We start from the raw sequence: 12372 nt of genomic DNA, 5'->3' as shown, positions 1-12372 counted from the left end.
AAGTCACAGTACTGAGGCGGCAGGCGGAGCGAGAGGTGAAACTTGCCCACCTCGACAACCTCATTGCCCGGCGCTCGGCGGCGGTCCACCGGGGTATGCCGTCCTGATCCCCTCCCCACCGAGGGAGCACCTCGGTCAGTTCGATGGCTGAGGCAGAAGTTGGATCACGCCCACCGAGGTGTCCTCGATGGGTGAGGCGTAGACGGCGCGGACCATCCAGCTGCCGGGGCCGAGCGGGACGGGGGCCTGCTCCGGCAGGCCTTCGCCGTCCGGGAACTCGACGCCCAGCTCGGCTCCGGCCGTCACGGAGTCAATGAGCACCGCCGGGCCGTCCGTTTCCCAGACGCCGCAGACTTCCCACACGGTGGTGGGGTCGGCGAGCACCGCCTGGGCTGCGGCAATCAGAGCGGCCTCGCAGTTGGCACCCAGCCAGCGAACGAACGCTCGGTGTTCCGGCAGATAGCAGCTGCTGGCGGGCTCATCCGCCAGGACAAGTCCGCGGGCGCCCTCCTCGCCGACAGCAACCACTCCCGCCAGACCCTCCACCCCGCAGGCGCGGTCGTAGTCGTCCAGAACGTCCCCGTCGCCGATGACCATCCCCGACTCTGTGCAACCACGCCACTGGGCCAGCGCGGAAACGGGCACGGCTATCAGCGGGCCGCCCATCGAATCGACCCAGACAGGGAAAGGCTCGCGTGAACTGGCGGTGGTGGAGGAGAACGTCTTCACGACGCCAGTGTCCTCCCGACCACTGACAACGAGCTCTCGGCCCGGTCTCAGCGCAGGCCGGCGCGGCCCGGAGCCGACAGGCTCGATCAGCCGATCGGTGGTGCGAGGTATTCCAGCGCGTAACCGTCGCCGGAGGGGGTTACGCGGGCGATTCCGGGTGAGTCGAGGTGGGCGCCGGCTACGAAGTGGTGTGGTTGGGTCAGTTGTTGGAGGAGGGCCGCTCGTGCGGCGCGGGCCTGGGACTGGTTGCCGTCGAGCTCCCAGGACACGTTCGGCTGATCGAATTGGAGCGTGGGAACGTGGACGTCGCGATCGGCGGGATCAGCGAGACCCTGCACACAGGCGACTCCCTGTTCTTCCAAGCCGACGCGGACCACGACTTCGCCAACCGAACGAACGCTCCCTGCGAATACATCATGGTCATCTCACGCAGAACCTGATCGGCCGCAGCTTACGAGCCTGGACAAAGCTGGCTAGGGCATCGCCGTACTCACGGCATTCTTCGGGAAAGCCGACTTGCGAGCAGCTCCGCGACGTGTCGGTACCCATGCGGCTGACCGTCGGCGGCCAGGCACCGACTGACCCGGCACTGCTCGCCAACTGGCTTCCTTCTAGCCGACGCCGACCTGTTCAGGCTCTCTACTGCGTCAAAGCCGCGGACCAGGACCGTACCTGCTGGGCGAGAGCGGCCACATGCTCGGGAGGTGTGGTCTTGACGATTCCGTGTCCGAGATTGAACACGAACGGGCCACCACTGAGCGCGTTCAGGATGCGGTCTGTTTCCGCGTGGAGTGCGGGCCCGCCCGCGACCAGGAGCTGAGGGTCGAGGTTGCCCTGCACGCACCGGCCGAGCTCCTGCTGCACCTTCTGCGCGGCCCACTCCACAGGCACTGTCGAGTCGAGCCCGACGCAGTCCACGCCGGTCGCCTCGGCGAAGCCGTTGTAGGCAAGCCCCGCGCCGCGCGGAAAGGCGATGATGGGAACACTCGGATGCTTCGCCTTCAGCGCCGCGACGATGGCGGCAACCGGCGTGACGCACCAACGCTGGAACAGCGGGTAGGGGAGTATTCCGGCCCAGCTCTCGAAGAGTTGGATCGCTTCGGCACCCGCCTGAATCTGACGGTCCAAGAACTCGATGGTGGCCGCCGTGAGCAGGTCGATCAGGGGTTGGAACCCCTCCGGATCGCTCAGCGCCCACTGCTTGACGACGGAGTGCTCTGAGCTGGCGCCGCCGCGCCCTTCGACCATGTAAGTCGCGACCGTCCACGGCGCACCGGCATAGCCGATCAATGCGACCTCGTCAGGCAACGCGCGAGTGAGTCGTCTGACGGTCTCATAGATCGGGGCCAGTTCTTCGTGCAAGCGGGACGAGCTCAAGAACTCGGTGATGTCCGAAGCCGAACGGATCGGGGGTGTGAGGACGGGGCCGTCACCGACCCGGTACTCCAGGGTCTGCCCCAACGCCGCCGCGATCTGGGGAAGATCCGCGAACAGGATCGCGGCGTCGAGCGTGAAGCGGCGGAGCGGTTGCAAGGTGACCTCGACCGCATGCTCGGGCGAATTGCACAGCCCCACCATCCCGCCCGCAGCCTCGCGGACGTCGTGGTACTCCGGCAGGTAGCGTCCTGCCTGCCGCATGAGCCAGATCGGTGGTCGCTCGGTGCGCTCGCCCGCGAGCGCACGCAACAGCAGCTTCTTCGGCCTCGCCTCGCCCGCCACGTGATCGACGTCCGACGCTTGCCGCATATCGACGCCCACGCGCCTCCGTCCTGCCCAGATACGCGAGCCCAAGCAGCCCGATCAGCACACGCACCCCAACAAGCGAAGGTGTGCGCTACCACCCTATCTACGCCCACCACCCAGAACGGTCAGAGCACGGCCGACGGACCGGTGCCGGCCGGGCTGCTGTAGGAGACATTCTTGCCGGTCGGCGTGGCCAAGCAGGGCGTTGTCGAAGGCGGGCAGCAGTCGTACGGGGGCGGGTCACCTGGCAGCGGACCTTCACCGCGCCGCAGACCCAGGCCGACGCAAGTACCTGATCACCTGGGACATCAACGTCGACTCCACCATCGCCCGTGCCCGCGGCCGCCCGCCGAAGTTCGAGCCGGTCGACTATCGCGAGCGGCACGCCGTGGAATAAGGCACCAACCGCCTCAAGAGGCATCGCGTCGTGGCCGCGAGATACGACAAGTTGGCGGTCCGCTATGAGACGAGCGTTCTCGTAGCGGCCATCAACGAGTGGCTATGACCCACCGCTCTCCATCAGCAGGTCCACGTTCCACTTCTCGGGCAGATCACTGCCGCAGAAGACGCAGACGAAGTCGCTCTCGCGCACGATGTTGTGCTCCTGGCACCCAGGACAGCGTCGGAACACCACTTCGTGCGTGAAACTGGACGGACGCCCGAGCCCTACACGATCGAGCGCCTGGGCGAGCGACGACCAGGAGTTAACGTCCGGGCAGTACCCGGTTGAATGGTTGCTGACATCGCCCACGACCCATCTGCCCGCCTCGCGGGTGAAGCTGATCTCGCCGGCGCTCAGGACCGATCGCCCGCCCGCACAGGCCACATGCTCACTTCGTCGTGGCGCCAGCCGAAGAACGCCGTCCGCGCCGACCACAAAGGTGAACGGCTCAACCAGCTCCGCCGCAGAACGCTCGGCGACCCAGCTGTCGAAATCAGCCGCCGAGCCGATCCGGCAGCCGCCGCTGCCAGGCCGGACCGCGGCCTTAAGATCGGCCGGTCCCACGTACCGATAGTTCCACCCCCGCATGCTCACCTGAGCCAACCTAGAACTTCCGATACACGCCCTGGCCGTAGCGGCGATACTGCGGGCGGATTCTCTCGCGCACCAACTCTGTCCGTATCCACCGTCAGCTCGGCCGCGCCCGTACGGATGGAGTTTCGCGCAATTGTCGTCCTGCAGGTGATCAGCGCTGTTGCGGGTCTGGCTACGTGGCCGGGGTGGAACGTGAAGGTCGGTCAGCCCTCGCAAGGCGGCGGGCCTGATCGGATGGCGGTCAGGTGGTGTTCATGGGTGGGGCGCCACGCATGGCCTCCTCCGTGGTCCTGATCAGAGCGTCCAGGGTCTGTCGGGTGCGGGCGAGCTCGTCCGACTGGGCGTCGATGCGGTCGCGCTCCGCGGTGAGCTGGCGTAGTACCGCCGGAGGGCAGCGCTCCCCGGAGTCCTTGACGTGCGGCAGCAGCGCGGCGATGACCTTGCCGGTCATTCCGACGGCGAAGAACTGTTTGATCAAGAGCACGCGGCACACAGCGTCCTCGCCGTAGTGGCGCTGCCCGCTCGCACTGCGCTGGCTGGCGAGCATGCCCTGCTCCTCGTAGTAGCGCAGGGAGCGCACGCTGGCCCCGGTCCGCTGTGCGAGATCACCGATCCGCACGGCCACCTCCATCCCTGCTTGCCCCTCACACGGATGTCAGGTCTCAGTCTAGCGGCGCGCCCCTCGAGCCACTGGAGGTGGTTTCGCGTTGCCCGCATGACCCGGCGGCTTCGCCGCGGCACGCCAGACAGACCAGGCGCCTCCGCCGTTTCTCCGATGGAGGTTTCGGTGTGAGCTTTTAGAAGGTGCGGTCGGCGACCTTCACACGGTGGCTCGCCTGCAATGCGGTACGTAGCTTGTCGGCCGGCAGTGGCGCGGCGGGGGCTTGGAGGATGCGCTCGACGGGTACGTCGGGGTCGGCGAGGTAGATCTGGGTGTAGGCGCCGGATTCGGGCTCGAAGCGCCAGCTCTCGGCGAGGGTTCCGGCGTCGACGGTGTCGAAGCCGAGCCGCTCGATCAGCCGCGCCGCCCGGGCCTTCGCGGCGGGGTCGTCGCCGGCGAGGGGCAGGGCGCTGCGGTCCGGGGCTCCGGCGGGGCGGGCGAGCAGGGGGATGTGGTGGGCCAGGATGTTGTTGAAGGCCTTCACCAGTAGGGCGTCGGGCAGGAGCTGCTGGGCCAGCTCGGTCGTGGTCACCTTCTCGGAGTCGAGTTCGGCGATCCGGCCATCGCGGGAGGGGTAGTAGTTGCCGGTGTCCAGCACGGTCCGGCCTCGCAGCAGTTCAGCGGGTACCGAGGTGTAGGCGGTCAGCGGGATGCTGAGCAAGGTCGCCTCGCCGGCGCGGGCGGCCTGCTCCACGGTGCCTGCCGTGGCTCGCGACCCCAGTTCCTCGACCAGAGCTGCCAGGCTCTGCGGGCCACGCGAGTTGGCGATGACCACGTCGATGTCCGCCGCCACCGCCAGCCGGGCGACCGCCGAGCCGATGTTTCCGCTTCCGATGATTCCCAGAGCCGTCATCGCCGATTCCTCCCTCTATGTGGTGGCCGCTCCGAGCCATACAGCCGGGAACGCCATAGGCCACCCTGGCCACGTTAAGACCTCACATCAGTGTCAGAGGCAAATCGGCGGTGCGCGCATAAGACCGTCGCGGTGGCCGCGGGGCTCGGCGTGATGGGCCTGCACCGCAACGTCATCCACCCGAAGTTCGGTAGCTTCGTGCTGCTGGCCACCGTCCTGGTGGATGCCCAGGTGAGCGGGTACGGGCAGGCGCTGGAGTACAACCCGTGCATCGACTGCAAGTTGTGCGTCGCCGCCTGCCCGGTCGGCGCCATCGGCAAGGACGGAGACTTCGACTTCTTCGCCTGCACCACGCATAACTACCGTGAGTTCATGAGCGGGTTCACCGACTGGGCGCAGACCGTGGCCGACAGCCAGGACGCCACCGACTACCGTTCCCGGGTCACCGATTCCGAGAGCGCCTCGATGTGGCAGAGCCTGACCGCTCCGCCCGGCTACAAGTCCGGCTACTGCCTGGCTGTCTGCCCCGGCGGCGAGGACGTCCTGGGCCCGTACCTGGAGGACCGCAAGACCTTCATGGACACCGTGCTGCGGCCGCTGCAGGACAAGGAGGAAACCCTCTACGTCCTGCCGGGCTCGCACGCGCAGGAATACGCCCAGCGCCGTTTCCCCCACAAACCCGTCAAAGAAGTCACCGGCGGCTGGCAGCCCCCGACGCGACGCCCCGCATCCTCCTGACCCGGTGCGTTATCGAGGGGCTGTCGGACTCCCTGGCCCAGGAGGTCGCCGGCTTCGGCATCCCAAAGCCCTTTCCGCCAAGGCGTCGGCGGCCGGTACTTCGAGGGCTGCAACGAGGCCGAGATGTCGCAGGGCGCCCAGACCTATCAGGCCGGAAGCGTCAGCGGTGTGGCCCCCTACGTCCTCGACCCCGAGGCCCGCGTGTCGGGTATCGCCTGGAAACGCCTTCGTAAACCGATCGGTTTTCATTTCGTCGGGACCACGTTATCCTCGCAGTATGACCATCGAGGCGAAGTCGAGTTCCCGAGAGCGGCTGTTGGAGGCGGCGGCGACGCTCACCTACCGAGACGGTGTCGGCATCGGCGTCGAGGCGCTGTGCAAGGCGGCGGGGGTGTCGAAGCGCTCCATGTATCAGCTGTTCGAGAGCAAGGACGAACTGCTGGCAGCGAGCCTGGAGCAGGGTTCCTCTGCCTTCGTGGCGAAGCTTCTGCCCGCGGCGGGCGATGGCCGTTCGCCCCGCGAGCGGATCCTGCACGTCTTCGAGCAGGTGGAGCTGCAGGCGGGTGCGCCCGAGTTCCGAGGTTGTCGGTACCTGGCGGTGCAGATCGAGCTCAAGGACCAGAGCCACCCGGCGAGCCGGGTGGCGCACCGGGTCAAGGCGAACCTGATGGCCTTTTTCCGCGCCGAGGCCGAACAGGGTGGGGCGAGAGACCCGGATCAGCTGGCCCGGCAGCTCAGCGTGGTCTTCGACGGCGCCAGTGCTCGCGCGGGAATCGGAGCCGACAACCTGACAGGGCTTATCGCGCCCACCGTGGTCACCCTGCTCGATGCGGCAGGCGTGCGCTGACGCATCGCCTTCTTTAGCTTGCACGTGAAAACCGATCGGTTTACAGTGATGGAAACCGATCGGTTTTCTGCTGAGCTGGGGAGTTCGGGATGGCGACAAACCGCCATGGCCGGACGCGCCAGCACACTGCGCCGCATCGCTCCTGCCCGAGTCTTCGACAAGCAGATCCGCAAGCTCAACCAGCTGGCCGGCTGACGCCTGCCCGCCCTAAGGAGTCGGCGATATGCCCAGTCAAGGGGCGCGTCCCACGATCCGCATTCCGGGGACCACCAGCCACACCATCGCCCCGCGCGGAGGGCGCCACAGCCTTGAGGGAACGCTGCGTTACCTCAAAGCGGGCACGGGTGCTCCCCTGGTCCTGCTGCACACCGTGCGAACGCAGGCCGAGCATTTCCGCGTCCTCATCCCAATGATCTCGCACCTGTACACCGTGTACGCCCTCGATCTACCGGGGATGGGCTACTCCGAGATCGTGCCTGGTGCGTCGTACCAGGAGCCGGCGATGCGCGCGGGCGTCGAACGGCTCCTCACCGAACTCGACCTCCATGACGTGACATTGGTCGGGGAGTCCATGGGGGCGGTGCTCGCCCTGACCGCCGCGGCCGATCTGCCGGAGCGGGTACGGCGCGTCGTCGCGGTGAATGCGTACGACTTCCGCGGCGGAATCGCCCGGTCCAGCCTTCTCGCTCGTATGGTGGTCGGCGGTGTTCTCACTCCGGGGGTGGGCCCGGTGGTCGCCGGGGTGGATCCTAAGCCCGTCCTCCGCAGGGTTCTGCGGGGTGGCCTGGTGGACAAGAGCGCTTTGCGGGCGGACTACGTGGACGAGCTCCTGCGGGTAAGCGGCCGGCCCGGTTATCCGACCGTGGCCCGGGCCGTGTACCAGAGCCTGCCCAGCCTCATCGCGGCCCGCGCGCGCTACTCCGCGGTCAAGGCTCCCATTCACCTCCTCTACGGGGACATGGACTGGTCCCGGCGGTCGGACCGGGAAGCCAACAAGAAGCTGCTGCCTGCCGCCGATTTCACGCAGGTGCCGAGAGCGGGCCACTTCATCGCACTGGAGCGGCCAGAGGTCGTGGCCGACCTGCTGGCCTCGGTGGCTTGAGTTATCGGCCAGAGCGGCGCCGTCTATCTGCTGTCCGGCACCGGACTGCGCCGCGCCGAGCTGGTATGCCTGGACCTGCGGCAGGTGGAGCCGGCCGGTCCGGGCCTGGCCGAGGACAACCTGCTGTACGGCGAGGAGGGGCTCGCCCGGCGCAAGGCGCATGCCGCGGACTCCCGGCGCAAGTACCAGGAGGCCGGTGAGGTGGACACCGTCCCCGCCTACAGCGAAGTCGACCAGGCGGCGGTGAACTACGGTGCGGCCGGTTCCTACGACTACTACCTGAACAGGCGCGGGGCAGCGTCCCCTCCTACCGAAACGAAGCGGCGCTCATGGGCCTGCGGGAGTTCCTGGAGTTCGACCCCATCAGCCAGGCAGCCGCCATCACGACTCCGACGATGGTCGTCCACTCTGACGGGTGCGCCTTCCCGGACCAGGCCAAGAAGCTCTATGAGGGCATCAAGGGGGAGAAGGAACTCGTGTGGGCCGACGGGAACCACTACGACTACTACGACTCGCCGGTACAGATCGACAACGCCGTCGCGAATGTGACCCGGTTCTTCCGCACCCATCTGGCCGAGCAACCGGCTGCCTGACACCCGCGGGAACCAGCCTGATCGACAAGCGGCCCCACGTCGAGGACAACCCGTCCCCGACGTGGGGCCTTCCAAGCAGCGAGAGCCATGATCGTGAAGAACCCACATCTGGAAGAGCTGGGACAGTTCCTCAAGGCGCGCAGAAGCGAGCTCAATCCCGCCGACCTGGGGCTGCCCCCGGGAGAGCCGGGGACGCGTCGTGTCGCCGGCCTGCGACGGGAGGAGGTCGCAGCCGGGGCGGCGATCAGCCAGGACTACTACACCCGCATCGAGCAGGGACGCCTCGCACCCTCGGAACCTGTCCTCCAAGCCATCGCTCACACGCTGCGTCTCACCCCGGATCAGCGCGTCTACGTCGAGGGACTCGCACAGCAGGCTGATCGGCGCACCTCCCCGCAGCGTCGGCCGAAACCGGTGCGACCCCAGATACAGCGGCTCCTCGACCAACTGACCGACGTCCCGGCATTCGTGGTCGGCAAGTACCTCGACATCCTCGCCTGGAACCCCTTGGCCGCGGCGCTCCTGATCGACGTCGACAAGATGGCCCCGCACGAGCGCAACTACGTCCGGATGATGTTCACCGACCCGCGGATGAAGGACTACTACGAAGACTGGGAGAGCATGGCCCGCACCAGCGTCGCGCTGCTGCGCATGCAAGCCGTCGACAACCCCACCGACCCACGCCTCACCGCTCTCGTCGGAGAGCTCTCCCTGTCCAGCCCGCAGTTCCGCCGCTGGTGGGCGGCCCGCAACGTCACTCGGCAGGAGTTCGGCACCAAGACCATCCGCCACCCCGAGCTCGGCGACCTCACCGTCGACTGGGACAGCTTCCACTGGGCCGGCGACCCCGACCAGCATCTGACCATGTGGTCCGCCGAACCCGGCTCCCCAACCCACGACAAACTCCGCATCCTCGCCTCCTGGATCAAGGCCCCCTCCCCCTCCACCCGGGGTGCGACGACCGAAAAGCCCGAACCGTGACCCGATCCGCCGACGGATTGCCAAGCCCCGCCCGCAGAGTGTCCGGCGCTCCTTCCCGTTCCTCCACGGTTCCGGGCTGTCGGCATCCTGACGGTTCCGAGGAGCCGGGCCCGCGGATCTGGAGAGGGCCTGGTCAAGCGGCGGCTTCCAAACCGCTCACATGGTGATGGTTTGGCTCACCTGCGTTTGCATGAGGAAACCGATCGGTTTATCGTGAAGAAAACCGATCGGTTTCTCGTTGTGGAGGCAGTCGTGACAGCAATCAAGGGCGCCAACGTTCTCGTCACCGGAGGCGGCCGGGGTATCGGCAAGATGCTGGTCGAGGAGCTCTACGCGCGCGGCGCGGGCAAGGTCTACGCCACGGCCCGTGACCCGCGCACGGTGACCCACCCCCGTGCCGTTCCGCTGGCGCTGGAGGTCACCGATCCGGCGTCCGTGGTGGCGGCCGCCGAGCAGGCTCAGGACGTCACCATCCTGATCAACAATGCCGGCGCCTCGGTCCGTGCCTCGTATCTCGACTCCTCGATGGAGGACGTCCGCCGGGATATGGAGACCAACTTCTACGGGCCGCTGCTGGTCACCCGGGCCTTCGTGCCGATCATCGAGCGCAACGGCGGGGGTCACATCCTCAACGTCCACTCCGCCCGGTCCTGGCTGGCCGACGAAACGGCCTACGGCGCCTCCAAGGCCGCCCTGTGGTCGCAGACCAACTCTCTGCGCCTGCGGTTGCGGCCGCGCGGCATCGCGGTGACCGGTCTGCACGTGGCCTATGTGGACACCGCTATGGCGGCGGGTGTCGACGCGCCCAAGGCCGACCCCCGTGACGTCGCTGTGGCCGCGCTCGACGGCATCGAGGCGGGAGCGCATGAGGTGCTGGCCGACGACATCAGCCGCTGGGTCAAGTCGCAGCTGTCGGCTGACGTGGAAACCCTGTACGCGCAGCTGAAGCAGTAGCACGCGCTCACCGATGTCAAGGAGATCCTTGTGGAAAGTACGCTCACCCACCGCTTCGTCGACGTGAACGGGGTCAGGCTGCACATCGCCGAGCAGGGGCAGGGGCCGCTGGTCCTGCTGCTGCACGGCTGGCCGGAGAGCTGGTACTCCTGGCGTCACCAGTTCGGGGCGCTGGCGGCGGCCGGATACCGGGTCGTCGCCCCCGACCAGCGCGGCTATGCCCGCAGTGAGCAGCCGCCGGACGTCTCCTCCTACACCCTGCTCCACCTCGTCGGCGACGTGATCGCCCTGATCGAGGAACTGGGGGAGGAGCAGGCGGTCGTCGTGGGTCACGACTGGGGCGCACCCGTCGCCTGGACCGCGGCGATGCTGCGCCCGGACAAGGTCCGCGCGGTGGCCGGGCTCAGCATTCCGCCGATCCTGCCCGGCGGGATGGTCCCGCCCTCGATCACCCGCGGCCAGTACGGCGAGGGCTTCTACCAGATCTACTTCCAGCAGCCGGGAGTGGCCGACGCGGAGTTCGCCAAGGACATCCCGGAGTCCTTCCGCCGCCTCCTGGTCGGTGCCTCAGGCGACAACCCGCTCAGCACGCAACCTCGCCCGTTGGTCGTACCCGACGGTCTGGGCCTGCTGGACACCATGCCGGCCTCGCCCACTCTGCCGGCCTGGCTGACGGAGGAGGACATCCAGGCGTACGCCGAGGACTTCGCCCCGCACGGCGAGCAGGCCTTCACCGGAGCCTTCAACTGGTACCGCAACATCGAACGCAACAACGAACTGCTCGCGCCTTTCCGTGGGCGTGGGATCGACGTCCCCGCGCTGTACGTGGTGGGAGACCGTGACATGGTCACCTCGCTGCGCGGCCCGGACGGGGGCAGCTCGCTGAGCGATCTTCTGCGTGGCCGGGGCGGGCCGGGCAATCCGCTGGGCGCCCTCGCGCCCCGGCTGCACGGCCCGGTGGTGCTGCCGGGTTGCGGGCATTGGACGCAGCAGGAGCGTCCCGCCGAGGTCAACGCCGCACTCCTCGACTTCCTCACCCGCATCGACGGCCCGGCGCCCCGATGACACCGCTGAACAGCTGACTCAACCCAACCCAACCCGACAAAGGACACACCGATGCCAGAACGCAATCCCATCCTGATCACCGGAGCCGCCGGCCATATCGGTGGTGTGAGCAGAACGATGGTCGAGATGCTGCTCGACCAAGGCCACCCGGTGCGCGCGTTCGTGCGACGGGACGACGAACGCGCGTACGCGCTGCGCCAGGCCGGGGCCGAGGTCTTCGTCGGTGACCTGCTCAACATCGCCGACGTGAGCGCCGCGCTGAAGGGCTGCCGACGCATCTACTTCAGCATGAGCCTGTCGCCGTACTACACCGACGCCGTCAGCCTGATGGCCGCGGCGGCGCGGGCCCAGGGCGACATCGAGGTCTTCGTCAACATCTCCGAGTACGAGCAGTCGTTCATGACGTTCGAGAAGATGACCGCACCGGACGAAGAGCGGCGGGCCTGGCTCGGCGGACTCGTCGCGGACTGGTCGCCGCAGCAGCGGGCCCACTGGATCGCCGAGCGGGTGCTGGAGTGGTCCGGCCTGCCGACCGTCAACATCCGGGGGGCCATGTTCGTCGAGAACCCCCTGCTGACCTGGCTGGCGCTGGAACCGCTGAGCAAGGGCGAACTGCGCCTGCCCTTCGGCGACCACCGGCTCGCGCCCATCGCGGGTTACGACGTGGCGGAGGTGTGCGCGAAGATCCTGGCCGACCCGGCGCCGCACATCTCCAAGTCCTACGAGCTCAACGGTCCGGAACTGAAGGACATGCACGCTTTCGCGGAGGACTTCGCGGCCGTGCTGGGACGCCCGGTCACCTACATTCCCGAAGAGGTCGAAACCTGGAACGAGACCTACGTGGACACCGCCCTGGCCGAGCATCCGCACACCGCGGAACACATCAAGACCCTGACCCGGCTGATCGGCGGCGGAGGGTACCGCGGCGTCACCGACCAGCTGGAAACCCTGCTCGGCCGCCCGCCGAAGACCATGCGGTGGGCACTGGAGAACCATCCGCGCATCCGGAAAATGGCCACTGCCTGAGCGCCCAGAGCAGATCGAAATACCTACGGATCGGGTTGCCTACG

At 67.7% G+C, this 12372-nt stretch carries 17 protein-coding genes; 11 read left to right on the top strand and 6 right to left on the bottom strand.

Features of this window, described 5'->3' with window-relative positions:
• Positions 1-135: 135 nt before the first annotated feature.
• A complete protein-coding gene (locus tag AB0B61_RS20260) occupies positions 136-729 on the bottom strand; it encodes an Imm21 family immunity protein (protein ID WP_358433750.1) in 594 nt (197 codons plus the stop codon).
• A gap of 86 nt (positions 730-815) precedes the next feature.
• Complete coding sequence (locus tag AB0B61_RS20255; protein WP_358433917.1) at positions 816-1067, bottom strand: hypothetical protein; 252 nt, start codon at positions 1065-1067, stop codon at positions 816-818.
• Between AB0B61_RS20255 and AB0B61_RS20250 the strand changes: the two genes are divergently transcribed.
• The gene (locus AB0B61_RS20250; RefSeq protein WP_358433907.1) at positions 1029-1169 is read left to right on the top strand and encodes a cupin domain-containing protein; all 141 of its coding nucleotides are present in this window, start codon (positions 1029-1031) and stop codon (positions 1167-1169) included. The genes AB0B61_RS20255 and AB0B61_RS20250 overlap by 39 nt on opposite strands.
• Before the next feature lie 199 nt (positions 1170-1368).
• Here the strand turns inward: AB0B61_RS20250 and hemE are convergent, their stop codons facing one another.
• Positions 1369-2487 carry a uroporphyrinogen decarboxylase gene (hemE, locus tag AB0B61_RS20245; RefSeq protein WP_358433747.1) on the bottom strand — a complete coding sequence of 373 codons (1119 nt, stop codon included), beginning with the start codon at positions 2485-2487 and terminating at the stop codon, positions 1369-1371.
• Between the two features lie 190 nt (positions 2488-2677).
• Here hemE and AB0B61_RS20240 point away from each other — a divergent pair, with 190 nt between their 5' ends.
• Entirely contained in the window at positions 2678-2869 is a 192-nt protein-coding gene (locus tag AB0B61_RS20240) for a hypothetical protein (RefSeq protein WP_358433744.1), read from the top strand.
• Positions 2870-2971: 102 nt separating this feature from the next.
• Here the strand turns inward: AB0B61_RS20240 and AB0B61_RS20235 are convergent, their stop codons facing one another.
• The 3 genes from AB0B61_RS20235 to AB0B61_RS20225 form a co-directional block, all read right to left on the bottom strand.
• Positions 2972-3478 carry a hypothetical protein gene (locus AB0B61_RS20235; RefSeq protein WP_358433741.1) on the bottom strand — a complete coding sequence of 169 codons (507 nt, stop codon included), beginning with the start codon at positions 3476-3478 and terminating at the stop codon, positions 2972-2974.
• 271 nt (positions 3479-3749) lie between these two features.
• Positions 3750-4127, bottom strand: coding sequence for a MerR family transcriptional regulator (locus tag AB0B61_RS20230; protein ID WP_358433738.1), 378 nt, complete (start codon positions 4125-4127; stop codon positions 3750-3752).
• Positions 4128-4305: 178 nt separating this feature from the next.
• Positions 4306-5022, bottom strand: a complete 717-nt coding sequence (locus AB0B61_RS20225; protein ID WP_358433735.1) for an NADPH-dependent F420 reductase — start codon at positions 5020-5022, stop codon at positions 4306-4308.
• Positions 5023-5154: 132 nt separating this feature from the next.
• Here AB0B61_RS20225 and AB0B61_RS20220 point away from each other — a divergent pair, with 132 nt between their 5' ends.
• The 9 genes from AB0B61_RS20220 (at position 5155) to AB0B61_RS20180 (ending at position 12328) form a co-directional block, all read left to right on the top strand.
• Positions 5155-5760, top strand: coding sequence for a 4Fe-4S binding protein (locus AB0B61_RS20220; protein ID WP_358433732.1), 606 nt, complete (start codon positions 5155-5157; stop codon positions 5758-5760).
• Positions 5761-6037: 277 nt separating this feature from the next.
• Entirely contained in the window at positions 6038-6607 is a 570-nt protein-coding gene (locus AB0B61_RS20215; RefSeq protein ID WP_358433729.1) for a TetR/AcrR family transcriptional regulator, read from the top strand.
• A gap of 24 nt (positions 6608-6631) precedes the next feature.
• Positions 6632-6802, top strand: a complete 171-nt coding sequence (locus tag AB0B61_RS20210; protein ID WP_358433726.1) for a hypothetical protein — start codon at positions 6632-6634, stop codon at positions 6800-6802.
• A gap of 28 nt (positions 6803-6830) precedes the next feature.
• Positions 6831-7709 carry an alpha/beta hydrolase gene (locus AB0B61_RS20205; protein WP_358433723.1) on the top strand — a complete coding sequence of 293 codons (879 nt, stop codon included), beginning with the start codon at positions 6831-6833 and terminating at the stop codon, positions 7707-7709.
• A 329-nt stretch (positions 7710-8038) separates the two neighbouring features.
• Positions 8039-8302, top strand: a complete 264-nt coding sequence (locus tag AB0B61_RS20200) for a hypothetical protein (RefSeq protein ID WP_358433720.1) — start codon at positions 8039-8041, stop codon at positions 8300-8302.
• Positions 8303-8389: 87 nt separating this feature from the next.
• Positions 8390-9283 carry a helix-turn-helix domain-containing protein gene (locus AB0B61_RS20195; protein ID WP_358433717.1) on the top strand — a complete coding sequence of 298 codons (894 nt, stop codon included), beginning with the start codon at positions 8390-8392 and terminating at the stop codon, positions 9281-9283.
• A 252-nt stretch (positions 9284-9535) separates the two neighbouring features.
• Positions 9536-10237: an SDR family oxidoreductase gene (locus tag AB0B61_RS20190; protein WP_358433714.1), complete on the top strand. Its 702-nt coding sequence runs from the start codon at positions 9536-9538 to the stop codon at positions 10235-10237.
• A 30-nt stretch (positions 10238-10267) separates the two neighbouring features.
• Positions 10268-11302, top strand: coding sequence for an alpha/beta hydrolase (locus tag AB0B61_RS20185; protein WP_358433711.1), 1035 nt, complete (start codon positions 10268-10270; stop codon positions 11300-11302).
• Positions 11303-11353: 51 nt separating this feature from the next.
• Complete coding sequence (locus AB0B61_RS20180; protein WP_358433708.1) at positions 11354-12328, top strand: NmrA family NAD(P)-binding protein; 975 nt, start codon at positions 11354-11356, stop codon at positions 12326-12328.
• The last annotated feature ends 44 nt before the right edge of the window (positions 12329-12372 follow it).

The sequence above is a fragment of the Nonomuraea sp. NPDC049158 genome, assembly GCF_040648335.1.
Taxonomy (GTDB): Bacteria; Actinomycetota; Actinomycetes; order Streptosporangiales; family Streptosporangiaceae; genus Nonomuraea.
The sequence above is the reverse complement of the archived record's forward strand: the minus strand, read 5'-3'. Positions and strand labels throughout refer to the sequence as shown.

Coding starts and splice junctions, on each gene's coding strand:
- AB0B61_RS20225 (WP_358433735.1), bottom strand. CDS start 5,022: ATGACGGCTCTGGGAATCATCGGAAGCGGAAACATCGGCTCGGCGGTC.
- AB0B61_RS20215 (WP_358433729.1), top strand. CDS start 6,038: ATGACCATCGAGGCGAAGTCGAGTTCCCGAGAGCGGCTGTTGGAGGCG.
- AB0B61_RS20205 (WP_358433723.1), top strand. CDS start 6,831: ATGCCCAGTCAAGGGGCGCGTCCCACGATCCGCATTCCGGGGACCACC.
- AB0B61_RS20200 (WP_358433720.1), top strand. CDS start 8,039: ATGGGCCTGCGGGAGTTCCTGGAGTTCGACCCCATCAGCCAGGCAGCC.
- AB0B61_RS20195 (WP_358433717.1), top strand. CDS start 8,390: ATGATCGTGAAGAACCCACATCTGGAAGAGCTGGGACAGTTCCTCAAG.
- AB0B61_RS20180 (WP_358433708.1), top strand. CDS start 11,354: ATGCCAGAACGCAATCCCATCCTGATCACCGGAGCCGCCGGCCATATC.